General features: G+C 72.3%; 22 protein-coding genes. 8 read left to right on the forward strand and 14 right to left on the reverse strand.

The features are described from left to right. The first annotated feature begins 47 nt into the window (after window positions 1-47). Entirely contained in the window at window positions 48-506 is a 459-nt protein-coding gene (locus JKV81_RS15065) for a DUF3093 domain-containing protein (protein WP_129265947.1), read from the forward strand. 17 nt (window positions 507-523) lie between these two features. Here the strand turns inward: JKV81_RS15065 and JKV81_RS15070 are convergent, their stop codons facing one another. From JKV81_RS15070 to JKV81_RS15085, 4 genes are all read right to left on the reverse strand, one after another. Next, window positions 524-1,480 carry a hypothetical protein gene (locus JKV81_RS15070; RefSeq protein ID WP_129265945.1) on the reverse strand — a complete coding sequence of 319 codons (957 nt, stop codon included), beginning with the start codon at window positions 1,478-1,480 and terminating at the stop codon, window positions 524-526. Between the two features lie 11 nt (window positions 1,481-1,491). Further along, a complete protein-coding gene (locus JKV81_RS15075; protein WP_003965732.1) occupies window positions 1,492-1,788 on the reverse strand; it encodes a DUF4193 domain-containing protein in 297 nt (98 codons plus the stop codon). Between the two features lie 404 nt (window positions 1,789-2,192). Further along, on the reverse strand, window positions 2,193-3,434 hold the full coding sequence (locus JKV81_RS15080; RefSeq protein WP_129265943.1) for a sensor histidine kinase: 1,242 nt from the start codon (window positions 3,432-3,434) through the stop codon (window positions 2,193-2,195). 7 nt (window positions 3,435-3,441) lie between these two features. After that, window positions 3,442-4,095 carry a response regulator transcription factor gene (locus JKV81_RS15085; RefSeq protein ID WP_202076364.1) on the reverse strand — a complete coding sequence of 218 codons (654 nt, stop codon included), beginning with the start codon at window positions 4,093-4,095 and terminating at the stop codon, window positions 3,442-3,444. Window positions 4,096-4,459: 364 nt separating this feature from the next. Between JKV81_RS15085 and JKV81_RS15090 the strand changes: the two genes are divergently transcribed. Continuing rightward, the gene (locus JKV81_RS15090; protein ID WP_164992724.1) at window positions 4,460-4,633 is read left to right on the forward strand and encodes a hypothetical protein; all 174 of its coding nucleotides are present in this window, start codon (window positions 4,460-4,462) and stop codon (window positions 4,631-4,633) included. A 101-nt stretch (window positions 4,634-4,734) separates the two neighbouring features. On the opposite strand, the gene JKV81_RS15095 is transcribed toward JKV81_RS15090, so the two are convergent. Further along, window positions 4,735-5,535 (reverse strand): inositol monophosphatase family protein, encoded by an 801-nt coding sequence (locus JKV81_RS15095; protein ID WP_129265941.1) that lies wholly within the window; start codon window positions 5,533-5,535, stop codon window positions 4,735-4,737. Window positions 5,536-5,614: 79 nt separating this feature from the next. After that, a complete protein-coding gene (locus JKV81_RS15100; RefSeq protein WP_202076365.1) occupies window positions 5,615-6,739 on the reverse strand; it encodes a ferrochelatase in 1,125 nt (374 codons plus the stop codon). 114 nt (window positions 6,740-6,853) lie between these two features. Here JKV81_RS15100 and JKV81_RS15105 point away from each other — a divergent pair, with 114 nt between their 5' ends. Beyond that, a complete protein-coding gene (locus tag JKV81_RS15105) occupies window positions 6,854-8,110 on the forward strand; it encodes an MFS transporter (protein WP_129265939.1) in 1,257 nt (418 codons plus the stop codon). Further along, window positions 8,070-9,389, forward strand: coding sequence for a D-arabinono-1,4-lactone oxidase (locus JKV81_RS15110; protein ID WP_129265937.1), 1,320 nt, complete (start codon window positions 8,070-8,072; stop codon window positions 9,387-9,389). The genes JKV81_RS15105 and JKV81_RS15110 overlap by 41 nt, the downstream gene beginning before the upstream one ends. Before the next feature lie 12 nt (window positions 9,390-9,401). On the opposite strand, the gene JKV81_RS15115 is transcribed toward JKV81_RS15110, so the two are convergent. After that, window positions 9,402-10,463, reverse strand: a complete 1,062-nt coding sequence (locus tag JKV81_RS15115) for a hypothetical protein (protein ID WP_129265935.1) — start codon at window positions 10,461-10,463, stop codon at window positions 9,402-9,404. 498 nt (window positions 10,464-10,961) lie between these two features. Here JKV81_RS15115 and sepH point away from each other — a divergent pair, with 498 nt between their 5' ends. Further along, window positions 10,962-12,026 (forward strand): septation protein SepH, encoded by a 1,065-nt coding sequence (gene sepH, locus JKV81_RS15120; RefSeq protein WP_099176531.1) that lies wholly within the window; start codon window positions 10,962-10,964, stop codon window positions 12,024-12,026. 83 nt (window positions 12,027-12,109) lie between these two features. Here sepH and JKV81_RS15125 read toward each other — a convergent pair whose 3' ends face one another. Then, a complete protein-coding gene (locus JKV81_RS15125) occupies window positions 12,110-12,937 on the reverse strand; it encodes a sulfurtransferase (RefSeq protein WP_129265932.1) in 828 nt (275 codons plus the stop codon). A 242-nt stretch (window positions 12,938-13,179) separates the two neighbouring features. Here JKV81_RS15125 and JKV81_RS15130 point away from each other — a divergent pair, with 242 nt between their 5' ends. After that, window positions 13,180-13,959, forward strand: a complete 780-nt coding sequence (locus tag JKV81_RS15130) for a VOC family protein (protein ID WP_202076366.1) — start codon at window positions 13,180-13,182, stop codon at window positions 13,957-13,959. A gap of 303 nt (window positions 13,960-14,262) precedes the next feature. Beyond that, the gene (locus tag JKV81_RS15135; protein ID WP_202076367.1) at window positions 14,263-14,502 is read left to right on the forward strand and encodes a hypothetical protein; all 240 of its coding nucleotides are present in this window, start codon (window positions 14,263-14,265) and stop codon (window positions 14,500-14,502) included. 733 nt (window positions 14,503-15,235) lie between these two features. On the opposite strand, the gene JKV81_RS15140 is transcribed toward JKV81_RS15135, so the two are convergent. The 4 genes from JKV81_RS15140 to JKV81_RS15155 are packed head-to-tail and all read right to left on the reverse strand — an operon-like array spanning window position 15,236 to window position 20,837. Continuing rightward, window positions 15,236-15,886 (reverse strand): thymidine kinase, encoded by a 651-nt coding sequence (locus JKV81_RS15140; protein ID WP_129265928.1) that lies wholly within the window; start codon window positions 15,884-15,886, stop codon window positions 15,236-15,238. Between the two features lie 50 nt (window positions 15,887-15,936). Continuing rightward, entirely contained in the window at window positions 15,937-17,124 is a 1,188-nt protein-coding gene (locus JKV81_RS15145; RefSeq protein WP_129265926.1) for an alkaline phosphatase family protein, read from the reverse strand. Further along, the gene (locus JKV81_RS15150) at window positions 17,124-17,720 is read right to left on the reverse strand and encodes a DUF5998 family protein (RefSeq protein ID WP_099176511.1); all 597 of its coding nucleotides are present in this window, start codon (window positions 17,718-17,720) and stop codon (window positions 17,124-17,126) included. The genes JKV81_RS15145 and JKV81_RS15150 overlap by 1 nt, the downstream gene beginning before the upstream one ends. A gap of 60 nt (window positions 17,721-17,780) precedes the next feature. Further along, on the reverse strand, window positions 17,781-20,837 hold the full coding sequence (locus tag JKV81_RS15155) for a bifunctional acetate--CoA ligase family protein/GNAT family N-acetyltransferase (protein ID WP_202076368.1): 3,057 nt from the start codon (window positions 20,835-20,837) through the stop codon (window positions 17,781-17,783). A 236-nt stretch (window positions 20,838-21,073) separates the two neighbouring features. Here JKV81_RS15155 and JKV81_RS15160 point away from each other — a divergent pair, with 236 nt between their 5' ends. Continuing rightward, a complete protein-coding gene (locus tag JKV81_RS15160) occupies window positions 21,074-21,355 on the forward strand; it encodes an HPr family phosphocarrier protein (RefSeq protein WP_018520603.1) in 282 nt (93 codons plus the stop codon). A gap of 171 nt (window positions 21,356-21,526) precedes the next feature. Here JKV81_RS15160 and JKV81_RS15165 read toward each other — a convergent pair whose 3' ends face one another. Together JKV81_RS15165 and JKV81_RS15170 are read right to left on the reverse strand one after the other, a co-directional pair. Next, window positions 21,527-22,225 (reverse strand): GntR family transcriptional regulator, encoded by a 699-nt coding sequence (locus JKV81_RS15165; RefSeq protein WP_129265921.1) that lies wholly within the window; start codon window positions 22,223-22,225, stop codon window positions 21,527-21,529. A gap of 222 nt (window positions 22,226-22,447) precedes the next feature. Beyond that, window positions 22,448-23,236, reverse strand: coding sequence for a M23 family metallopeptidase (locus JKV81_RS15170; protein ID WP_202076369.1), 789 nt, complete (start codon window positions 23,234-23,236; stop codon window positions 22,448-22,450). Window positions 23,237-23,287: the final 51 nt, after the last annotated feature.

Here is a 23,287-nt window from a genome sequence, read left to right on the forward strand (position 1 = left end):
TTACCCGCGCTGCCTGTCACGGGTCGCGCCGTGCCAAGCTTGCTTTCATGCAGCCTTCCGCACCTCCCTTCGAGGAACGTCTCACCGCACCCCGTACGTGGTGGCTCATCGCCTTCGGGATCGGCGTCGCCTGCGCGCTGATGTTCCTGCCGCTCGGCGCACTGCCGATGCTCGGCGGCCTGGTCGCCGGTACGGCCGCGGCGTGCGTGGGCGTGAGCTCGTACGGCTCCGCGCGCATCCGGGTCGTGGCGGGCGCCCTGGTCGCGGGCGATGCCCGGATCCCTCTGGAGGCGCTCGGTGACGCCGAGGTGCTGGACGCGGAGGAGGCGCGCGCCTGGCGCTCGTACAAGGCGGATCCCCGCGCGTTCATGCTGCTGCGCAGCTACATCCCGACGGCGGTGCGGGTGAAGGTCACGGATCCGGCCGATCCGACGCCGTACGTCTATCTGTCGACCCGGGAGCCGCAGGCTCTGGTGGCGGCTCTCGCGCCCGTACCGACTCCGTAGGACGGCGGCCTCGGGGGTCAGCGGCCGCGGTCGTCCAGGCCCTTCGGCAGCTCCTCGGCGGGCTGCGCGGGCTGTTCGAGCGGGGGAAGCTCCGGAAGGCGGTCCCAGGGGACCTGCTGGCGCCGCAGGTCGTTCCTGACCCGGTCGGCGAGCTTCCTGGTGTCGCGCCTGTTCATGAGCGCGCCGACGGCGGCGCCGATCATGAACGGGATGAGATTCGGCAGGTCGCGCACGGTGCGCTTCATGATCTGCTGACGCAGCTCGCGCTTCATCTGCCCGCCCAGCGCCGCGTTGAGCGTGGTGGGGCGTGAGACGTCGATGCCGCGCTCCTCGGTCCAGGACGTCAGATACGCGGTGCTGCGCTGGGCGAGATTGCCCGGCGGGCGCAGGCCGTAGACCTCGTGGAGTTCGGCGACGAGCTTCATCTCGACGGTGGCCACTCCGGTGATCTCCGCCGCCAGCTCGGCGAGCATGGCGGGGGGTACGGGCATCATCGCCGCCGCCCCGATGCCGGCCCCCACGGTCGCGGTGGCGTTGCAGGCGCCCGCGACGAGCTTGTCGGCAAGCTCCTCCGGGCCGATCCCCGGGAACTGCCTGCGCAGGGTGGCGAGATCCCGTACCGGGACACGGGGAGCGATGTCGATGATGCGGTCGGCGACCATGCCGACCGCCGCCGTTGCGCTCTCCCGGCTTCTGCGTACGCCTCGTTTCAGTGTGTACAGGCGGCCGGAGCCCTTCGCGGACTCGGCCGGGCCGTCCTGCCCGGCCCCGGCTGACGGATCAGCCGCCCTTACCGCTTCGAGCGAGGCCGGACGGCCCCGCTCGTCGTCAGGTGTGCCGGGAGAGGCAGGCAGGGCGGCCTGGTGCTCGGCAGTGGGGCTCTCGCCCTCTGCCGGGCCTGCGCCGCCCTGATGTGCCTCCGACGACTTCGTGCGCCGCAAGCGCCGCTTCCGGAACGGTGTGTCGCCTGCCACGGCCGTCGGCCTCAGTCGCAGTCGCGGCAGATCGGCTGGCCGTTCTTCTCCCGCGCCAGCTGGCTCCGGTGGTGCACGAGGAAGCAGCTCATGCAGGTGAACTCATCGGCCTGCTTGGGCAGAACCCGCACGGCCAGCTCTTCGTTGGACAGGTCTGCGCCGGGCAGCTCAAGTCCCTCTGCCGCGTCGAACTCGTCCACGTCGACGGCGGATGCCGTCTTGTCGCTCCGACGAGCCTTGAGCTCTTCGAGGCTGTCCTGGTCCACGTCGTCGTCGGTCTTGCGTGGGGTGTCGTAATCCGTTGCCATGTCGCTCTCCCCCTCATGGGTGTCTGCGGTGTCTCAGCGCACGTAACGCGTGAGAGGCCGGACTTGTGCCCGACCTGAGGCGGAGATTTTGCCTCACATCAAGGTCTGTTACTCAATCGACACCCAACCGGATCTCTCGCGAGCGATCAGCTTGGGTGGCGATGGGGACCGTACACGGTCCGATTGCTGCAGTTCACGGGCGCCACCCCGTGTACTTCCCGTGATATCGCCCCCCGGAAACCCGGACGTTTCCAGGCTTTCGGGCAGAGTTGTGATCACGGAGAGTAGAGGGACCGGAAATCGCTCCTGTGATCGATCACACAGGGACAGAACGGAAACAGGGTTCGAAAATTCCGCCCAAAGCGAACAGAGCGATCCAATGCGGCTTCACACCGTGAAGCTTCTCAGACCGGAAGGGTGACGCGCATCACGAGACCACCGCCTTCGCGGGGCTCCGCGATGATACGGCCTCCGTGCGCCCTCGCGACGGACCGCGCGATCGACAGGCCGAGCCCGACGCCCTTGTCGCTGCCCGTCCGCTCGGTGCGCAGCCGTCGGAACGGCTCGAAGAGGTTGTCGATCTCGTAGGCGGGCACCACGGGACCGGTGTTCGAGACGGTCAGGAGTGCCTGTCCGTGCTGGAGCTCGGTGGTGACCTCCACCCAGCCGTCCTCCGGCACGTTGTAGCGCACGCCGTTCTGCACGAGGTTCAGCGCGATCCTCTCCAGGAGCACGCCGTTGCCCTGCACGACGGCCTGGGCCCGCTCCCCGCGGATCTCGACCCCCTTCGCCGCCGCTTCGCCCCGGGTCTGGTCGATGGCGCGGTCGGCGACCTCGCCCAGGTCCACGGGCTTGCGCTCGATGATCTGGTTGTCGCTGCGGGCGAGCAGCAGCAGTCCCTCGACCAGCTGCTCGCTGCGCTCGTTCGTGGCCAGGAGCGTCTTGCCCAGCTGATGGAGCTCCGGCGATGCCTCCGGATCGGAGAGATGGACCTCCAGGAGCGTGCGGTTGATCGCGAGGGGCGTACGCAGCTCGTGCGAGGCGTTCCCCACGAAGCGCTGCTGGGCGGTGAAGGCGCGCTCCAGGCGGTCCAGCATCTCGTCGAAGGTGTCCGCGAGCTCCTTCAGCTCGTCGTCCGGGCCGTCCAGCTCGATCCGCCGGGACAGGTCCGTCCCGGCCACCCGGCGGGCGGTACGGGTGATCCGGCCCAGGGGCGACAGGACGCGGCCCGCCATGGCGTAACCGAAGGCGAAGGCGATGATGCTGAGGCCGACGAGGGCCAGCAGGGCCCTGTTCAGCAGGGAGTCGAGGGCGTGCTGGCGCTGGGCCGCGGTGCAGTTCTTGATCGCCTCGTTGAGCTGGCCGTTGTTCTGCGCCGAGCCGAGCTGCGGACAGGTGTCGCTGGAGATCTGGACGTTCGTACCGGAGACCTGGAAGGCCGGCCCGCCCGCATCGTGCAGCGCCTGTGCCGCGAGCATGTAGATGATCGAGAGCAGGAGGATGCCCGCGATCAGGAACATGCCGCCGTACAGCAGCGTGAGCCGTATCCGGATGGTCGGCCGCAGCCAGGGGTACGGGGACTCCTGGGCCTTGGGTTCCCAGGTCGGCTTGGGGGGCGCCTTCATGGGCGCCGGGGAAGCTGCCACCACGCCCTCAGATCCGGTATCCGGAGCCGGGGACGGTGACGATGACGGGTGGCTCGCCGAGCTTGCGCCGGAGGGTCATGACCGTCACCCGCACCACGTTGGTGAACGGGTCGGTGTTCTCGTCCCACGCCTTCTCCAGCAGCTGCTCGGCCGAGACGACGGCGCCCTCGCTGCGCATCAGGACCTCCAGGACCGCGAACTCCTTCGGGGCGAGCTGGATCTCGTCATCGTCCCGGAACACCTCGCGGCGGTTGGGGTCCAGCTTGATGCCGGCCCGCTCCAGCACGGGCGGCAGCGCGACCGTGGTGCGGCGCCCCAGGGCGCGCACCCGCGCCGTCAGCTCGCTGAAGGCGAAGGGCTTGGGCAGGTAGTCGTCCGCGCCGAGCTCCAGGCCCTCCACCCGGTCGCTGACGTCACCGGAGGCGGTGAGCATGAGGACCCGGGTGGGCATGCCGAGCTCGACGATCTTGCGGCAGACGTCGTCGCCGTGCACCACCGGGAGGTCCCGGTCCAGCACGACGACGTCGTAGTCGTTCACCCCGACGCGTTCCAGGGCGGCCGCCCCGTCGTAGACGACGTCGACGGCCATGGCCTCCCGGCGCAGCCCGGTGGCCACCGCATCGGCGAGCAGTTGCTCGTCCTCGACGACGAGTACGCGCACGGCGCAGTCCTTCCCTAGATCTTCCGAAAAACCCGCGAGCGGCCCTCGTTCCGGCCGCTCGCCGCACGTCAGCGGCACCGACTGTGCGCGTCCATCCTGCCCGTAACGCGCATAAACCGGCGGTAAGACGACGCGGCCCGGTCCGCTGCTTCAGGGAATTGATCGGATTTCCGGGCCAGTTGAGGTTTCTCGCCGGGCGGCGGCGGGGAGGACGCTCTCACACCCGCGATCACGCCCTGCATGTGGCGTACCACAGCCCGTCCTGCATCCAGAGGGACTGCGTGATCACCCGCACTCCGGCCCACGGACCGGAGGACCACCGGGCACACCCCCGTGCCACCGACCCACGACGAGGGGGCGCTTCATGGACGCTTTCACCGCAGGTCTGCTGCAACGAATCAAGACCACCGAGTCCGACCTCACGAGGGCTCGCGAGACGGGCGACGACTTCCTCGCGGATGTCGAGCAGGGAGAGCTGGACGACCTGCACCGCCTCGCCGCCGAGCACGGCGTGGAAATCGGCGCCACAAGCGTCTGAGCCGCCACGAGAGGGCCCCGGGAGCCATCACGGTCTCCTGGGGCCCTCTCCGCGTTCCGGTGGCCCTCCCGGGCGGCTGGACGGCCTCAGGAGGTCAGACGTCAGTCGTGCCAGGCTCCCAGTTCCTCGAGGAGCGCCTGGAGCGGCTCGAAGACGCCGGGGGTCGCCGCGACCGTGAGGTCGCCGTCCGCGGGCCGGCCGGGGCGCCCCCCGGTGAGGGCTCCCGCCTCCCGGGCGATCAGATCGCCGGCCGCGACGTCCCAGGGGTGCAGTCCGCGCTCGTAGTAGCCGTCGAGCCGGCCCGCCGCCACGTCGCAGAGCTCGATGGCGGCCGATCCGCCGCGCCTGATGTCCCGCAGCCGTGGGATCAGCTGCTGGGCCACGGCGGCCTGGTGCGTGCGGACCTCGGTGACGTAGTTGAAGCCGGTCGCCACCAGGGACTGGTCGAGGGGGGCGGTGGGGCGGCAGTGCAGCGCCTCGCCGTTCCCGTACGCCCCGCGGCCGAGCACCGCGTGGAACGTCTCGCGCCGCATCGGGGCCTCGACCACGCCGACGACCCGTTCGCCGTCGCGCTCGGCGGCGATGGAGACGGACCAGGTCGGGAGGCCGTAGAGGTAGTTCACCGTGCCGTCGAGCGGGTCGATGACCCAGCGGATGCCGCTGCTGCCCTCGGCGCTGGCGCCCTCCTCGCCGAGGAAGCCGTCGGCGGGGCGGTGCTCGGAGAGGTAGCCGGTGATCAGCTTCTCCGCCCGGATGTCCATCTCCGTGACGACGTCGATCGGGCTGGACTTCGTCGCGGCCACCCCGAGGTCGGCGGGGCGGCCGTCCCGCAGGAGCGCGCCGGCCCTGCGGGCGGCCTCCAGGGCGAGGTCGAGCAGTTCGGACAGGAGGGGGTCGGTCACAACGCTCCAGGGGTGGTTCGCGGGGCCGGGGCACCTGGCGTGGCCCCCGGCGCGGGGCTGAGAAGCGGGCGGGCGGCGGCTAGAACGGGCTGTCGGCGCCCGCGGCGGCCGGCTTGAGCGCCCTGGCCGGGCAGCAGCCGACCGGACAGAGGTCGTGGGAGGGACCCAGCGATCCCAGGGCGCAGGGCGTGACCGGGCGTTCCTGCTCGACTGCGGCGCGCTCCAGGAGGAGGTCGCGCACGGCGGCGGCGAACCGCGGGTCCGCGCCGACCGTCGCCGAGCGGCGCACGGGCAGTCCGAGCTCGGCGGCCTTCGCGGTGGCCTCCGTGTCGAGGTCGTACAGGACCTCCATGTGGTCCGAGACGAAGCCGATGGGGGCCATCACGACCGCGGGGACGCCGTCGGCGTGGAGCGACTCCAGGTGGTCGCAGATGTCGGGCTCCAGCCACGGGATGTGCGGGGCGCCGCTGCGGGACTGGTAGACGAGCTGCCACGGGTGGTCGACGCCGGTCTCCTCGCGGACGGCCTCGGTGATCAGCCGGGCGACGTCCAGGTGCTCGGCCACGTAGGAGCCGCCGTCGCCGTGGGTCTCCACCGGCCCGGAGGTGTCCGCCGCCGCGGTCGGGATGGAGTGCGTGGTGAACGCCAGGTGCGCCCCCGCCCTGACGTCCTCGGGGAGGTCGGCCAGCGACGCCAGCACGCCGTCCACCATGGGCCGTACGAAACCGGGGTGGTTGAAGTAGTGCCGGAGCTTGTCCACCCGGGGCACCGGGAGCCCCTCCGCCTCCAGCGCGGACAGCGACTCGGCGAGATTCTCGCGGTACTGACGGCAGCCGGAGTACGAGGCGTAGGCGCTGGTGGCCAGCACGGCGATCCGCCGGTGGCCGTCCGTGATCATCTCGCGGAGGGTGTCGGTGAGGTACGGGGCCCAGTTGCGGTTGCCCCAGTACACCGGGAGTTCGAGGCCGTGGTCCGCGAAGTCCTTGCGCAGTGCGTCCAGCAGCGCCCTGTTCTGGGCGTTGATCGGGCTCACGCCGCCGAAGAGGAAGTAGTGCTTGCCGACTTCCTTGAGCCGCTCCTCGGGGATGCCCCGGCCGCGCGTCACGTTCGCCAGGAACGGGACCACGTCGTCAGGGCCTTCGGGACCACCGAAGGAGAGCAGCAGCAGGGCGTCGTAGGGAGCGGGACCACGCAGATCGGACATGCCCCCGATCCTGCCACCCGCCTCCGACAGTGCGGCAACCGCCACCGGCGGGTCAGCGGCGCCCGTAAGCTGTATCGGCCATCCATACACCTGTCACGCGTCCCGGAGCCCTCCTTGCCCAGCCCCTACCGCGCCATCTTCGCCGCCCCCGGAACCCTGGGGTTCTCTGCGGCGGGATTCTTCGGCCGGATGCCGCTGGCCATGATGGGCATCGGCGTGGTGACGATGGTCTCCCAGATGACCGGCCGCTACGGGCTCGCGGGTGCGCTCTCCGCGACGCTCGCCATGGCGGCGGCCGTGATGGGTCCGCAGGTCTCCCGGATGGTCGACCGGTACGGACAGCGGCGCGTGCTGCGCCCGGTCACCCTGGTCGCCGCGGCGGCGGTCGCGGGGCTCCTGGTCTGCGCCCAGCAGCGGCTGCCGGACTGGACCCTGTTCGTCTTCGCGGCCGGCGCGGGCTGCGTGCCCAGCATGGGGTCGATGGTCCGGGCCCGGTGGGCGGCGATCTACCGGGGCTCCGGGCGCCAGTTGCACACCGCGTACTCCTGGGAGTCGATCGTCGACGAGGTGTGCTTCATCTTCGGGCCCATCGTCTCCATCGGTCTGTCCACCGCCTGGTTCCCGGAGGCCGGGCCCCTGGTCGCCGGGGTGTTCCTGGTGACCGGTGTCTTCTGGCTGACGTCCCAGCGGGCCACCGAGCCGGCACCGCACCCGAAGGAGCACCACACGGGCGGCTCCGCCCTGCGCTCCCCGGGACTCCAGGTGCTGGTGACGGCCTTCGTCGCCACCGGGGCGATCTTCGGCGCGGTCGACGTGGTGACCGTGGCCTTCGCCGAGGAGCGCGGGCACAAGGCGGCAGCCAGCCTCGTGCTCGCGGTCTACGCCCTGGGGTCCTGCCTCGCCGGAGCCGTCTTCGGCCTGGTGCACCTGCGGGGGAAGCCGTCCACCCGGTGGCTGGTGGGGGTGTGCGCCATGGCCGTGAGTATGATCCCCCTCCAACTGGCCGGGAGCCTGCCGTTCCTGGCCGTGGCGCTCTTTGTCGCGGGCCTCGCCATCGCACCGACGATGGTCACCACCATGGCCCTCGTCGAACAGCACGTACCGCGCACACAGCTGACCGAGGGCATGACCTGGACCAGCACCGGGCTCGCGGTCGGAGTGGCGCTCGGCTCCTCCGCCGCAGGCTGGGTGGTCGACGCCTCCGGGGCGGGGGCGGGGTACGCGGTGCCCGTCGTGGCGGGAGCGCTCGCGGCCGCGGTGGCGTTCCTGGGGTACCGCCGGCTCGCGGAGCCGGTGACCGCGGAAGTTGCTACGGGAGGGCGCGGGGAAGATGACCGACACCTACGCACGGACGACGAACACGTGGCGTAACTGGGCGGGCAACGTCACCGCCCGGCCCGCCCGCGTGGAGTTCCCCGCCTCCGTCGACGAGCTCGCCGAGGTGCTCCGCATGGCCTCCGAGGACGGTCTGAAGGTCAAGCCGGTCGGCACCGGGCACTCGTTCACCGCGGCTGCGGCCACCGACGGGGTCCTCATACGCCCGGACCTGCTCACCGGCATCCGCGCCATCGACCGCGAGGCGATGACCGTGACGGTCGAGGCCGGCACCCCGCTGAAGCGCCTGAACGCCGCGCTCGCCCGCGAGGGGCTCTCCCTGACCAACATGGGCGACATCATGGAGCAGACGGTCGCCGGGGCCACCTCCACGGGCACCCACGGCACCGGCCGCGACTCGGCGTCGGTCTCCGCGCAGATCCGCGCGCTGGAGCTGGTCACGGCGGACGGCACGGTCCTGAGCTGCTCGGCCGACGAGCACCCCGACGTCTTCGCGGCGGCGCGGATCGGACTGGGGGCGCTCGGTGTGGTCACCGCGGTCACGTTCGCGATCGAGCCCGTCTTCCTGCTGACGGCCCGCGAGGAGCCGATGACCTTCGACCGGGTCACCGCCGACTTCGATCAGCTGGTCACCGAGAACGAGCACTTCGAGTTCTACTGGTTCCCGCACACCGGCAACTGCAACACCAAGCGCAACAACAGGAGCGCCGGCCCGGCCGCCCCTCCCGGGCGGGTGAGCGGCTGGATCGAGGACGAGCTCCTCTCCAACGGGATCTTCCAGGTCGCCTGTTCGGTGGGCCGCGCGGTCCCCGCCGCCATCCCCTCGCTCGCCAGGATCTCCAGCCGCGCCCTGTCGGCCCGTACGTACACCGACATCCCGTACAAGGTGTTCACCAGCCCGCGGCGGGTGCGCTTCGTCGAGATGGAGTACGCCGTACCGCGCGAGGCGGCGGTCGACGCCCTGCGTGAGCTCAAGGCGATGGTGGAGCGTTCGCCGCTGCGGATCAGCTTCCCGGTGGAGGTCCGCACGGCGCCCGCGGACGACATAGCGCTCTCCACGGCCTCGGGCCGGGAAAGCGCCTACATCGCGGTGCATCTGTACCGGGGCACGCCGTACCAGGCGTACTTCACGGCCGTCGAGCGGATCATGACGGGCTACGACGGCCGACCGCACTGGGGCAAGATCCACACCCGTGACGCCGGCTACCTGTCCGGGAGCTACCCCCGCTTCGGCGAGTTCACCGCCGTGCGCGACCGGCTCGACCCGGACCGGCTGTTCGCCAACGACTACCTGCGCCGCGTGCTCGGGGACTGAGCCCGGGGCGGTTCAGCGGTCCGTGTCCGTGCCGGCCGCGGCTCCGCCCTGCGGGGCCGGGGCCTCGTCGGCGCCGGTCGGGTCCGGTGCGGCCGGGGTGGTGGCGCCGTCATCCGGCGCGGCCGGGTCGGTGGCCTCAGGATTCGTGGTCCCGCCGGACGCCGACGGCATGGGCGTGGGACCGGTGCCCGTGCCGTCCCCGCCCGAGGGGTCGGGCCGCGTGCTCCCGCCGTCCTCCGTGCCGGTTCCGGGTGAGGTGCTGCTCCCGCTGCCGGGCACGTTCCCGTCGTCGCCCCGGTCGCCCTGGCCGCCGTCGTCCTCCTGGTCCGTTCCGTCCGAGGACGAGGGCGAGGGTGAGGTCGTCCCGCCGTGGCGTTCCCCGCTCACGACGGAACCGATGGTCGTCCCGCCGTTGCCCCCCAGGTCATGGCCGGAGGCCATCTCGTACACGGTGATACCGGCCATCGACAGGACGAAGACCCCGGTGGCCGCGAGGGCCGAACGCTTCCAGCCCCGGACGCGGGTGCCGTGCGTACGGGCGTCGGAGTACGAGTCGTCCGTGACCGCCCCGACGGCGCCCGTCCCGCCCGGCCGGACCTGCCGCAGCACCGTCGTACGGTCGGCGCCGGGGTCCGCCGCGCGCAGGGCACGTGTCGCCTCGGGGTCCACCGCGCGCACCGCACGCGTCGCGTCGGGGTCATCCGTACGAAGGACCCGGGTGGCGTCCGCGTCCACGGTGCGCAGCACCCGGGTCGCGTCGTCCTCCGGGTGCGCCGGAGGGGTGGCCGGCTCCCTGGTGCGCACCGTCACCTGACGGCCCGCAGGATGCTTCACCTGGACCGTGACTTCCCGGATCTGCTCCCCGGTGCGACGGAAGAAGTGCTGGAAGACCGAGCCACCGCAGGTGGCCACCACGCTCATCACGCCCGCGCCGGCGATGGTCCCGTACACACCGAGCTGTGAGGCCATCACCGCCGCCGCGACCGCCGCGACGGCACTGCCGGCGACCTGCGGGAGGCTCAGATCTATGCGCCTTTCCTTCCGTTCCGCATCACTCTGCGGCTTCTGAACCATGATCAGCCCCTGCTCGACAACTACCCCACCTTGCACCAGGAAAGGACATATGAGCGAATCAGATAGTTCCGATTCTGGAGATTTTGTGAAGCAGCACACCCATTGAGGGCATACCGCAGACAACGGGGTAACCCAACTCCCGTACCCGGTGAGAACTTCGGCGGCGTGCCGGTCCACCCAGGTGGCCCGAATGGAGTACTGTGGCGAGCCCTGGGGCCGGACTCCCACACGGGTATCCGGAACCTACGGGAGGGGGCCGAAGGGCGGCTCCCGAACCGGCGGCGCCGCGGCATCGCACGGGCGCCTGCTGCATGGAGTGACCATCCGGTCGCTCCGCGTCGCAAACAGGTAACCGTGCCATCGTGGCGTTCCAGGGCCAAGGCCCGACACGCCGGGTAACTTGGCAAGGTTGTGGCAGGCTGAACCCGGGCAGGTCACACTCGACTAGCGGAAGCAGCGACGCACGTGACGTCGGCAGGCACCACCCGGGAGGTTCCCATGCCCGAACTGCGTGTCGTGGCCGTCTCAAACGACGGCACACGACTGGTGCTCAAAGCTGCGGACAGCACGGAGTACACGCTTCCGATCGATGAGCGGCTGCGTGCCGCCGTGCGCAATGACCGCGCCCGGCTCGGCCAGATCGAGATCGAGGTGGAGAGTCATCTCCGCCCGCGCGACATCCAGGCGCGCATAAGGGCCGGCGCCTCCGCGGAGGAGGTCGCCCAGTTCGCCGGCATCCCGGTGGACCGGGTACGCCGCTTCGAGGGCCCCGTGCTCGCGGAGCGCGCGTTCATGGCCGAGCGCGCCCGGAAGACTCCTGTGCGCCGTCCCGGCGAGAACACCGGACCCCAGCTCGGCGAGGCGGTGCAGGAGCGGCTGCTGCTGCGCGGAGCCGACCGGGAGACCGTCCAGTGGGACTCCTGGCGCCGGGACGACGGCACCTGGGAGGTCCTCCTGGTCTACCGCGTCGCGGGCGAGCCGCACTCCGCGAGCTGGACGTACGACCCGCCCCGGCGGCTCGTCCAGGCCGTGGACGAGGAGGCGCGCTCGCTGATCGGCGAGACCGACGACGTCGCGGCGCCGGAGCCGAGCTTCCCGTTCGTGCCCCGGATCGCACGGCTGCCGCGCGACCGGCCGCTGGACCGCGCGCTGGACCGGCAGATCGAGCGTCCCGCTCCGCCCGCGCCGGAGCCGGAGGAGCGCGTCGGCGGCGTGTCCGCGAGCGAGCGTGATTCGCTGACGAGCCTCCTGGAGGCGGTGCCGAGCTTCCGTGGCGACATGGTGGTCCCGGAGCGGCCCTCGCAGCCCGAACCGCCCGCGCTCGAACCGGCGGCGCAGCAGGAGCCCGAGGCCGACGAGCCCCCGGCAGCGGCGGCGTCCGCGGGGGCGGGTTCCGCCTACGCCGATGTGCTGATGCCCCGTGCGGTGGCCGGCCACCGTGACCGGCTGACCGGGACGACCGACCGCCAGGCCGAGGCGGACGGCGTACGGCCGGGCCGCCGGGCGGCGGTGCCGAGCTGGGACGAGATCGTCTTCGGCACACGCCGGAAGAAGCAGGACTGAGGTCCGGACGGGATGTCCGCGGCATGAGGAGGGCCCGTACGCAGCCGCGTACGGGCCCTCGCTCCGTCCGGAGGCCGTGCGCGTCAGAGGGGATCCGGTCCCGTGGCGACGGGGCGGGCCTCGTCCGAGGACCACTCCGACCAGGACCCGGCGTACAGGGCGGCCGGGTACCCGGCGAGCTCCAGCGCCAGTACCTCGTGAGCCCCCGAGACGCCGGACCCGCAGTAGACGCCGACCTGGGTGTCGCGGTCGGCGCCCAGCGCGGAGAAGCGGGAGGCGAGCACGTCGGCGGGCAGGAAGCGTCCGTCCTCGCCGACGTTCTCCGTGGTCGGGGCGGACACCGCTCCGGGGATGTGGCCGCCGACCCGGTCGACGGGCTCGACCTCTCCCCGGTAGCGCTCACCGGCCCGCGCGTCGAGCAGCAGGCCGGAGCGGGCCAGCTTCGCGGCGCCGTCCGCGTCGAGGAGGCCGAGCGCCCCCGGCCGCGGCCGGAAGTCGCCCTCGGCCGGCTCCGGGATGTCGGTGGTCAGCGGCCCGTCCCAGGCGGCGAGACCGCCGTCCAGTACGCGGACGTCGGAGTGCCCCGCCCAGCGCAGCAGCCACCACGCGCGGGCGGCCGCCCAGCCCTGACCGCCGTCGTGGACCACCACAGGGGTGTCCTGGCCGACCCCGGCCCGCCTCATGACGGCACCGAAGGCCTCCGGGTCCGGCAGGGGGTGACGGCCGCCGCTGCCCGCCGGGCCCGCGAGCTCGGAGTCGAGGTCGACGTAGACCGCCCCGGGGAGGTGCCCGGTCTCGTAGGCGGCGCGGCCGTTCGGCCCGCCGAGCTGCCAGCGGATGTCCAGGAGCACCGGCGGACGGGGCCCCGCCGACTCGCTCATGTATTCGGATGCGGTGATGATGGGCTTCATGCGTGCCATCTTCGCGCAGGGGCGGCCGCCCCCGGTGACGTAGCACCGAATTGGATGTACCACACCAAAACGGTCTTCGGCCCGATCGGAAGCCGGAAAACGCGGCGCGGCCGGGGTGCCTCGGAGGCTCAGTGGTGCGAGCATCTGCACGGAGCGTACGCACCCGTATCCGTACCGCTGGACACCGTGCGGACTCCGTTTCCCCGTACAGCCACCCCGATGGTGCGAGGAGAGAGAAGAAGATGACCGAGGCTGCCACCCGGCGCACGCCTGGAGCGCCGTGCTGGGTGAGTCTGATCGTGCACGGCCTGACCGCGACCCAGGAGTTCTACAGCCGGCTCTTCGGCTGGGAGTTCCAGCCCGGGCCCGAACAACTGGGGCCGTACGTCCGCGCGCTGCTGCACGGCAAGGAGGTCGCGGGCATCGGGCAGGTGCCGCCCGGCCGGCACCTGCCGATCGCCTGGACGACCTATCTCGCGACGGAGGATGCGGACGCCACGGCCGAGGCGATCCGCTCCTGCGGCGGGACCGTGGCCGTCGGGCCCCTCGACGCGGGGAACGCGGGACGCCTGCTGCTCGCGTCCGACCCGAGCGGCGCGGTCTTCGGGGTCTGGCAGGCGGCCGAGCACCTCGGCACCGCCCTCGTGGGCACCCCCGGCACCCCCGTGTGGAACGAGCTGGTGACCCGGGAGACCGCGTCGGTCGCCAAGTTCTACCAGGCGGTGTTCGGATTCAGGACCGAGGCGGTCGTCTCGGCCGACTTCGACTATCAGACGCTGCACATCGAGGGCCGCCCGGTGGCCGCCCTGCACGGGGTGGGACACGCCCTGCCGCGCGACCGGGGTCCGCACTGGATGACGTACTTCCAGGTTGCCGACACCGACGAGGCGGCGGCACGCGTCGTGGAGCTCGGCGGGCATGTGCTGCAGCCGCCGCAGGACGCCGCCTCCAGCGGCAGGCTGGCCATGGTCGCGGACCCGGAGGGTGCGGTGTTCACGATCGTGCGCCCGGCCGGCGTCTGACCGTCCGGCTCTTGTCACGCCCGTTGCAGCTCTGTGAACGATTTCCGGGCGCCGTGACCGCGTCGGCCGTCCGTCGACGGACGGCGCCCTGACGGGATGTTCACGACAGAAGATGGCTACAACTGTTCGCACGAACGGGAGTTGCCCCGTCGGCGGACCTGTCGGCGACCCGCACGCATGCGCTGCTCCGCCACGTGTGGCAGCGGGTTCCCCCAGGGATGACGCGCCCGGAATTCGCCCCTCGCACCAGCGGGAGGGATCCGTCCCCCACCGAGCCGCTCCACTCCCGCCTCTACCGCACCGGTGGCCTGGCCCGGTGGAACGCCGACGGCACCGTCCAGTACCTCGGCCGCACCGACAGCCAGGGTCAAGCTGCGCGGCTTCCTGGTGGAGCGGGGACGACGAGATCAAGGTGGCCACCGAGAAGCACGACTGCGGGCCGCCCTCATGGACCAGGGCAACCACGACGCCCACCACCAGTCGAAGAGGAGCAAGCTCGAACTGCGCGCCCAGCCCGCTTATCTGATAGCAAGTCAGGAGTAGGCGCCGGTCGTCGATCTGCCCGGGCGTGTTCCCACGGTCCAGCAGCGGCGCATAGCCTTCACCCTCAGACGTGTCGCTTCTTCGAAGGCGGCGAAGTCACGAAGTCACCCAGGACGACATCCTGAAGCGGCTCTCCGGCCGCCCCGGAGAGCCCGGTCGCGCCCCGCACCCCGGACACCTTGGCCCGGGACGAACTCGGCTTCCGTTCCGCGGCTGACCGACATCATGGCGAAGAGCACGGCCACGTCGTACGAGGCCGGCGCCGACACCAGTGGGAGGTCGGGCAGTTCGTACAGGACGAACTGGACGACGCCCAGCGCCAGGACGACCGCCATCACCGTGCTGGGGAACCGTCCGGCGGGCCAGCAGGCACAGCGCCATCAGCCCGCCCAGGAGCAGGTCGTACTCGGCGTCGTAGCACCCCGCCGCCACCAGGACCACCAGCGGGATACCCAGGTCGCAGGCCCGGGCGACGGCGCGTCCGTACCGGCCGGACAGCACCGTCCAGGGCGACGCGACCGGGACCGCCGTCTCCTCAGCCAACCGTCGCACCTTTCTCATCCGGCAGAAGCGCAACCGCGGGCCCATGGCACAAGTGCCGTCGGGCGGGGAGGACTTCACGATGAGGGCGACGCCCTCCTGCGCCCATACTGCCTCAGCGCGGGGCGGGTCCGGCGTGCGGCCGGGATGCGCCGGGCGTCAGGTGGACGACACGGCCGAGATGCGCCGGGCGTCAGGCGGAGGACACGGGCAGGACGTCCGGGGACAGGGCGCCCGTACGAGCGGACGCGGCGGTCATCCGGCGCCGGTGGTGACGGCGGCAGAGCACCTCGTAGCCGATCTCGCCCATCGGCCGGTTCACGTCACCGACCACGACCTGTGCCCCCTCGACGACCATCTCACCGTCTATGGTCCGCGCGTTGTGCGTGGCACGGGCTCCGCACCAGCAGAGGGCCTCGACCTGGAGCTGCTCGATCCGGTCGGCCAGCTCGATCAGTCGCTGCGAACCGGGGAACAGTCGCGTACGGAAGTCCGTCGTGATGCCGAAGGCGAAGACATCCATGTCCAAGTCGTCCACGACGCGGGCCAGTTGATCGATCTGGTCCGGGGCCAGGAACTGTGCTTCGTCCACGATGACGTAGTCCACCCTGCCGCCCTTGGTCAGCTGAGCGACCAGGTAGGCGTACAGGTCCATCCCCTCGTCCGCCTCGACGGCCTCCGTCACCAGCCCCAGCCGCGAGGACAGCTTGCCTTCCCCCGCCCGGTCGTCCCGGGTGAAGATCACACCCTGCAGACCGCGCGCCGACCTGTTGTGGCCGATCTGGAGAGCCAGGGTGCTCTTTCCGCAATCCATCGTCCCGGAGAAGAACACGAGCTCGGGCATGAGAGAGTGCGGCCTTTCGGAAGGGTGCGGAGGGAGCGGGAGAACGTCGGCTACGAGCGTACTTCGAGGAGCGGGACCAGCTGTTCGACGGGGGTCAGCGATCCGTGCATCCCCACCATCGCGGACTCGTGCGGCTCCTTGGCCGAGGCGGTGATCACCACGTCGTCGTGGGCGGCCGCCACCACGTCCCCGATCCTGCCGTACACCCGCTCGTCGATCCGGGGGCCGAACCAGCCCGCCGCGATCGCCTCGTCACGGCTCGCCACCCAGAACTGCTCGCCGAGCACCTCGCGCCAGACGGTCAGGACGTCCGCCTGGGCGCCGGGGACCGCGTACACATGGCGGGCCCGGCCCTCGCCGCCCAGCAGGGCGACGCCGGCGCCCAGCTCCCAGTCCTCGTCGAAGTCGATGCGGGACTGTTCGTCGAAGGGGATGTCGATCATGCCGTGGTCGGCGGTGATGTAGAGCGCGGTGCGGGGCGGCAGCTGCTCGGCGAGGCGCCGGGCGAGCCCGTCGACGTACATCAGCTGGCCCCGCCAGGCGTCGGAGTCGACGCCGAAGCGGTGTCCCTGGCCGTCGACCTCGCTGTAGTACGTGTAGACGAGCGACCTGTCCCCCGCGGCGAGCCGCTCGGCCGCGAGGTCCATCCGGTCCTCGCCGGTGAGCCGGCCGAGGAAGGAACCGCCGCTGAGCGCGACCTTGGTGAGGGGGGTCTGCTCGAAGCCGGGGGCGGAGACCTGGGCCGTGCGGACTCCGGCGGCGTCGGCGAGCGCGAACACCGTCGGGTACGGCTGCCAGGCCTTGAGGTCGGTCCACGGCTTCCAGCGGAGCTGGTTCATGAGCGCGCCCGTGCCCGGGTTGCGCACCGTGTAGCCGGGAAGCCCGTGCTCGCCGGGCGGCAGGCCCGTGCCGACGGAGGCGAGCGAGGTCGCCGTGGTCGCCGGGAAGCCCGAGGTGATCGGCCGGCCGGTGCCGCCGCGCGAGGTGGGGAGCAGCGAGTGCAGGAAGGGCGCCTCGTCCGGGTGGGCCTTGATCTGCTCCCAGCCGAGTCCGTCGATCAGGAAGACGCAGTTCCGGTCGGCGGGGGTGAGCTCGGGGATCGCCGCCTCGAAGCCGGGGACGCCCTGCCCCGCGACGAGCGTCGGCAGCAGATCGGCGAGCGAACCGGTGCCGTACTCGGGCACGGGCGCGGCTTCGGGAGCGAGCAGAACGGGGTCCTGCCAGGCGGGCTGGACCATCAGCGGGTGGTCGTCCCGGTCACGGCCGTGGCCTCGGAGAGCGACTGGGCGAAGGCGAGGGTCTGGCGCACGGTGTCCGGGCCGTCCCCGGCCTCGCTGACGCGGAGGCTCAGGTCGTCGGCGGTGGAGCTGCCGGTGTAGCCGTGGTCGGCCTCGCAGTTGGGGTCGCCGCAGGCCGCGGGCTCCAGGTCGATGCGGGAGACCGCGCCCCAGCCGATCGTCAGGACGACCTCGCGGGGCAGGGTGCCCGGCACGTACTTCTCGGGGTTGGCGACGACCCGGCTGACCACGACGGACGAGATCCGGTCGAGCTTGACCGACTCGGTGGACGTCGTGGCGTACGGGGTCGGGGAGCTGGTGTCGGCCGCCTGCTCGTCGGTGTGGCTGACGATGAAGCGGGTGTCCGTCAGGACGAGGACCGTGACATGGCGCCGGACCTCGTTGGAGTCGAAGGTGGTCTCCTGGTGCACCAGGTACGAAGCGACCGGCTCCCCGCCGACGGCGGCCTCCACCGCCTCGGCCACGAGGGCCGGGTAGTAGCCGCTGCGCTCGATCGCCGCGCGCAGCCCCTGGGTCGTCGTACCGGTCTTTGCCATGGGAACCATCCTACGGGGGGCCGGTGACTGCCGGGGACGCTGTGCGCGGGTCCGCCGGGGTCAGTAGCTGGGGAGCCGGCGGGGACCCAGATCGCTGCGGGCGGGCGGCGGGGCGAGCCGGACGCTCGCTCCGAGCACCGTCAGGCCGTGCGTGGCGACGACGACGGGTTCCAGGGCGGCCGAGACCACCTCGGGGTGGTCGTCGACCAGCCGGGACACCCGCAGGAGGAGCTCTTCGAGCGCCGCGGTGTCCGCCGGCGCCGAGCCGCGCCAGCCGAACAGCACCGGGGCCGCCTTGATGGAGCGGATCAGCTCGGCGGCGTCCCGGTCGGTGGCGGGCACGAGACGGTGGGCCGTGTCGCCGAGCAGCTCGGACGGCGCGCCGGCCAGGCCGAAGGAGAGGACGGCTCCGGCGGCCGCGTCGATGGACGCCCTGACGACGGTGTCGACGCCCCTGGGCGCCATGGCCTGGACGACGGGGCGGAGTTCGGCGGGGGTGCCGAGCAGGTCGGTCAGTTCGTCGTACGCGCGGCGCAGGGCGTTCTCGCCCGCGAGGTCGAGCCGGACCCCGCCGAGGTCGGCGCGGTGCCGGAGGTGGGGCGCGGTGGTCTTGAGGGCCACCGGGTAGCCGAGCTGCCCGGCGGCGGCGACGGCGCCCTCCGGATCGGGGGCCGGGAGCGCCGGACGTACGGCGATGCCGTAGCCGGCCAGCAGTTCGCAGGCCTCGTCGTGGGTGAGCGGCCGGCCGCGCGGGTCGGGGTCCGGGCCGAGCAGCCTGCCGATCAGCGCGGCGGTGCCGTGCTCGTCGATGGTGTCGTCCAGGAATTCGGGCACCTTGCCCGGGGTGGCGGCCTGGCGCCGCCACTGGGCGTACTTCACCGCCTCGGCGAGCGCGCGGACGGCGCGCTCGGCCGCGGGGTAGGCGGGGATCCGCCCGGCGTCGGGAGCGGGCCGGCCGGGGCTCGGCGCGGCTTCGGAGACGGGGGCCCGGCCGGGGCTCGGCGCGCCTTCGGCGGCGGGGGCCCGGCCGGGAGAGGCCGCGGGGTGGCCGGGGGCTCGCGGGGTGGAGGGGGCGGGGTGGCCGGGGGCTCGCGTGGTGGAGGGGGCGAGGTCGCCCGGGGCGCCTGCCCGCCCGTCGGACGCGGACGGCGTGGGGGTGCCGGGCGCGGATCCGCCCCGGGTGCCGGGCGCGGCGGAGGGAGCCTGCGCCCCCGGGCCGGACGGCCGGTGTGCGGGCGGGGCGGCCGTGCTCGTCGCGGCGGCGAGCGCCTGCGCCAGGCCGCCCATCTCCACGTGCACCACCGCCACCGGCTTGGCGGGACCGGTGGCCGCCGCCTCCCGCAGCGCGGCGGCCAGGACCTCGCCGTCGCCGGTCTCCGCCTCGCCGTCCTCCCCCACCCAGGGGATCGCGGTCACGATCACGGCGTCGCACGTCCGGTCCGCGAGCGCCTCCGCCAGCGCGTTCCGGAAGTCCTGGGGGCTGGCCACGGTGGTGAGGTCGCGGGGCGGGCGCGGGCGCAGCCCTTCCGCCAGGCAGGCGTCGTAGGTGAGGAGGCCGAGCGACTCCGAGTTGCCCAGGATCGCCACCCGGGGACCGTCCGGCAGGGGCTGTCCCGCGAGGAGCACGCCGACGTCGACCATCTCGGTCACCGTGTCGACGCGGATCACGCCCGCCTGGCGCATCAGCGCGGAGACCGTCGCGTCGGGGATGCGGCTGACGGGCACGGCGTGGCCCGGCGGGTTGGTCCCGCTGTGCCGGGCGCCCTTCACCACGACCACCGGCTTCACGGCGGCCGTCCGGCGGGCGAGCCGGGTGAACTTGCGCGGATTGCCCAGTGATTCGAGGTACAGCAGGGCGACGTCGGTGCCCGGGTCCTCGTACCAGTACTGCAGGAAGTCGTTGCCGGAGACGTCGGCCCGGTTGCCGGCGGAGATGAAGGCGGAGAGCCCCGCGCTCCTGCGGTGGAGGCCCGCCAGAACGGCGATCCCGATGGCCCCGGACTGGGTGAAGAGCCCGATGCGCCCGGCCTTGGGCGACTCGGGGGCGAGGGAGGCGTTGAGGCGGACCTCGGGGGCGGTGTTGATGATGCCGAAGGCGTTCGGGCCGATGATCCGCATCCCGTACGAGCGTGCCTGGCGGACCAGCTCCCGCTGCCGTTCCCGGCCTTCGGCGCCTCGCTCGGCGTAACCGGCGGAGAGGACGACGAGGCCCTGGACCCCGCTCTCGCCGCAGTCGGCGACGACCGCCGGCACCCGGTCGGCCGGGACGGCGACGACCGCGAGGTCGACCTGCTCACCGATCTCGCTCACGGAGCGGTGCGCGGGCACCCCTTCGACCGTGCCCGTACCGGCGTCGAAGGACGTGTTCACGGCGTACGCGCGCCCCGTGAAACCCGAGCCCAGGAGGTTGCGCAGCACCGACCGGCCGACGCCGCCCGGCGCCCGGCCGACGCCGATGACCGCGACGGACCCGGGGGCCAGCAGCCGCTGGACGGAGCGCGCTTCGGCCCGCTGTTCCCGGGCGCGCTGGACGGCCAGGGACTCGGCCGTGGGCTCCAGGTCGAGGGTGAGGTGGACGGAGCCGTCCTCGAAGCTGCGCTGCTGGGTGAATCCGGCGTCCCGGAACACCTTGATCATCTTGTTGTTGGCGGGCAGCACCTCGGCGGCGAAGCGCCGGATCCCCCGCTCCCTGGCCACCGCCGCGATGTGTTCGAGGAGGGCCGAGGCCACTCCGCGGCCCTGGTGGGCGTCCTGCACGAGGAAGGCGACCTCGGCCTCGTCCGCGGGGGCGGAGGCGGGCCGGCCCTGCCCGTCGATCCGGTCGTAGCGGACGGTGGCGATGAACTCGCCGCCGATCGTCACCGCCAGTCCCACCCGGTCGACGTAGTCGTGATGGGTGAAGCGGTGGACGTCACGGGCGGAGAGACGCGGATACGGGGCGAAGAAGCGGTAGTACTTCGATTCGTCGGACACCTGCTCGTAGAAGCTGACCAGCCGCTCGGCGTCATCCGTGGTGATGGGCCTGATCCGCGCGGTGCCACCGTCACGGAGCACCACGTCGGCCTCCCAGTGGTCGGGGTACGCGTGATGCGGACTCTGCTCCGGAGTGGGCTCCATGGGCAAAGCCTACGGCTCGGGCTTTTCGTTCGGCCCGAACCCGGGCCGAACCCGGGCGGGGGCCGGTACGGGAGGCCTGCGCGGAGGCCTCGGCACCGGTCGCGGACGGGTCGCGGCAAGGGCACGCTGAGGGTGCCGGCGGGCGGTGGACGGCCGGCGGCGATGCCGGGCACAGCGATACCGCACTGCATGAGAGACTGGTCTAGACAACCCATTGATACGTGAAGGGCAGAACCATGGCTGAGCGCCGCGTCAACGTCGGTTGGGCCGAGGGCCTGCACGCCCGCCCCGCTTCCATCTTCGTCCGTGCCGCCACGGCCTCCGGCGTCCCCGTGACGATCGCCAAGGCGGACGGCAACCCCGTCAACGCCGCGTCCATGCTCGCGGTGCTCGGCCTGGGCGCCCAGGGCGGCGAGGAGATCGTGCTCGCGTCCGAGGCGGACAACGCCGAGGCCGCCCTGGACCGTCTGGCGAAGCTGGTCGCCGAGGGGCTCGAGGAGCTTCCGGAGACCGTCTGATTCCGGCCACTTCGAACCGGAATTTTTTCTGCGGAAAAGCCGCGGCACCCCCGACCGGGAGCCGCGGCTTTTTCTGTTCCCTTACGGAGTGACAGGAGCCCGTAAAAGCCGTTTCAGGGCAGCATAAAGAAAGCCGTCCGATAACGGCCCTCTTTGTATACGGCGCAATTGTTAATGACGGACTCCCGCGATGTTTACGGGGTGTTGCGAAGTCCTCACCCGGGGCGCTCCGGCCGGCTGGCCCGGCGGGCGCCGCAGCCGGTGGGCGGCGGTGGCCCGCTCGGCGTGCTGGGTGGCGAGCGCCCTGGCCCGCTCCGGATCGCGGCGCGCCACGGCGTCGACGAGGGCGCCGTGCTCGGCCCAGGAGTCCGCGGGGCGGACCGGCTGCTCGACGGCGTACATCCAGGCGATCTTGTGCCGGAGCTGGGTGAGCAGCGCGATCAGCGCGGGGCTGCCCGAGGCCTGTGCCAGCGTCTCGTGGAACCAGCCGCCCAGGGAGCGCAGATCCTCCCCCTCGCCCCTGCGCACGCGCTCCTGGCCCAGTCTGACCAGGCCGCGGAGCACCTTGAGGTGCGCCTCGGTACGCCGCTGGGCCGCGCGGGCGGCCCCGAGGGGCTCCAGGAGCATGCGGATCTCCAGGAGGTCGGCGGCCTCCTGCTCCGTGGGCTCGGCGACACAGGCACCGGCGTGCCGGCGGGTGACGACGAACCCCTCGGACTCCAGGGTGCGCAGCGCCTCCCGCACGGGGACGCGTGAGACGCCGTAGCGACGCGCGAGCACCTCTTCGGTGAGGCGGCTGCCGCGCTCGAAGACACCGGAGACGATGTCGTCACGGATTGCCGTGCATACCGAATGCGCGGGAATGCGCATGTCCGAACCTCCGCCTTAATCCCCGCGAAACGCGGCCGATCGACGCCTGTTCTGTGACTCTATTGCAACCGGCCGGAATTTCCGATGGCGGGGTGGAATCCATGGATATCTTTTGGCCAGGGAGCACTTCCGCGGGGGCTTCGGCGGGCGCCCTTCCCGGGACATGGCGAAGGCCCCGGCGGATGCCGGGGCCTTCGTCGGAGAGCGCGGTGCGGCGTGGGGTCAGACCTGGACGCCGTGGGCGCGGAGGTAGGCGACGGGGTCCATGTCCGAGCCGTACTCGGGGGTGGTCCGGGCCTCGAAGTGGAGGTGCGGACCGGTGGAGTTGCCGGTCGAGCCGGACAGGCCTATCTGCTCGCCGGAGCCGACGCTCTGGCCGACGGAGACACCGATCGAGGAGAGGTGGCCGTACTGGGTGTACGTGCCGTCCTTCATCCGGAGCACGATGTTGTTGCCGTACGCGCCGCCCCAGCCGGCCTCGACGACCGTGCCGGCGCCGACCGCGACGACGGAGGTGCCGGACGCGGCCTGGAAGTCCACGCCGGAGTGGCTGCCGGAGGACCAGAGCGCGCCGCCGGACTTGTAGCCGGTGGTCACGTGCGAGCCGGCGACCGGGAGGTGGAAGGCGTTCAGCCGGGCGCGCTCGGCGGCGCGGGCGGCGCGCGCCTTCTCCTCGCGGACCTCCTTGGCGCGGGCCTCCGCCTTGCGCTTGGCCTCGGCCTTCGCCTTGGCCTTGGCCTTCGCTTCGGCCGCGGCCTTCGCGGCGACGTCGGCCTGGTGCTTCTGGGCCTTCGCCTGGGCCTCGATCTGGGCGGCGAGGGTGGTGTCGAGGGCGACGGTCTGGGTCAGACCGGTGGCGGTGACGGCCTCGGAGTCCGCGGCGAGGGCCGGGGAGGCGGTGGCACCCAGTACGCCGGTGGTGGCCAGGGCGGCGACGCCGGCGACCTTGGCGCTCTTGCGCGTCAGGCGGCTCGGGGCACGGTGCTTCCCGGTGGCACGGATGAACGCCATGGAGGGGCTGATCCTTTCCTTCCTTCTCGCCTACCGGGTTAGCTGACGGGT

Origin of the sequence: Streptomyces silvae (assembly GCF_016745505.1) — a bacterium.
Classification (GTDB): domain Bacteria; phylum Actinomycetota; class Actinomycetes; order Streptomycetales; family Streptomycetaceae; genus Streptomyces; species Streptomyces silvae.

Coding starts and splice junctions, on each gene's coding strand:
- JKV81_RS15065 (WP_129265947.1), top strand. CDS start 48: ATGCAGCCTTCCGCACCTCCCTTCGAGGAACGTCTCACCGCACCCCGT.
- JKV81_RS15075 (WP_003965732.1), bottom strand. CDS start 1,788: ATGGCAACGGATTACGACACCCCACGCAAGACCGACGACGACGTGGAC.
- JKV81_RS15090 (WP_164992724.1), top strand. CDS start 4,460: ATGGACGCTTTCACCGCAGGTCTGCTGCAACGAATCAAGACCACCGAG.
- JKV81_RS15100 (WP_202076365.1), bottom strand. CDS start 6,739: ATGTCCGATCTGCGTGGTCCCGCTCCCTACGACGCCCTGCTGCTGCTC.
- JKV81_RS15110 (WP_129265937.1), top strand. CDS start 8,070: ATGACCGACACCTACGCACGGACGACGAACACGTGGCGTAACTGGGCG.
- JKV81_RS15115 (WP_129265935.1), bottom strand. CDS start 10,463: ATGGTTCAGAAGCCGCAGAGTGATGCGGAACGGAAGGAAAGGCGCATA.
- sepH (WP_099176531.1), top strand. CDS start 10,962: ATGCCCGAACTGCGTGTCGTGGCCGTCTCAAACGACGGCACACGACTG.
- JKV81_RS15125 (WP_129265932.1), bottom strand. CDS start 12,937: ATGAAGCCCATCATCACCGCATCCGAATACATGAGCGAGTCGGCGGGG.
- JKV81_RS15130 (WP_202076366.1), top strand. CDS start 13,180: ATGACCGAGGCTGCCACCCGGCGCACGCCTGGAGCGCCGTGCTGGGTG.
- JKV81_RS15140 (WP_129265928.1), bottom strand. CDS start 15,886: ATGCCCGAGCTCGTGTTCTTCTCCGGGACGATGGATTGCGGAAAGAGC.
- JKV81_RS15145 (WP_129265926.1), bottom strand. CDS start 17,124: ATGGTCCAGCCCGCCTGGCAGGACCCCGTTCTGCTCGCTCCCGAAGCC.
- JKV81_RS15150 (WP_099176511.1), bottom strand. CDS start 17,720: ATGGCAAAGACCGGTACGACGACCCAGGGGCTGCGCGCGGCGATCGAG.
- JKV81_RS15155 (WP_202076368.1), bottom strand. CDS start 20,837: ATGGAGCCCACTCCGGAGCAGAGTCCGCATCACGCGTACCCCGACCAC.
- JKV81_RS15160 (WP_018520603.1), top strand. CDS start 21,074: ATGGCTGAGCGCCGCGTCAACGTCGGTTGGGCCGAGGGCCTGCACGCC.
- JKV81_RS15165 (WP_129265921.1), bottom strand. CDS start 22,225: ATGCGCATTCCCGCGCATTCGGTATGCACGGCAATCCGTGACGACATC.
- JKV81_RS15170 (WP_202076369.1), bottom strand. CDS start 23,236: ATGGCGTTCATCCGTGCCACCGGGAAGCACCGTGCCCCGAGCCGCCTG.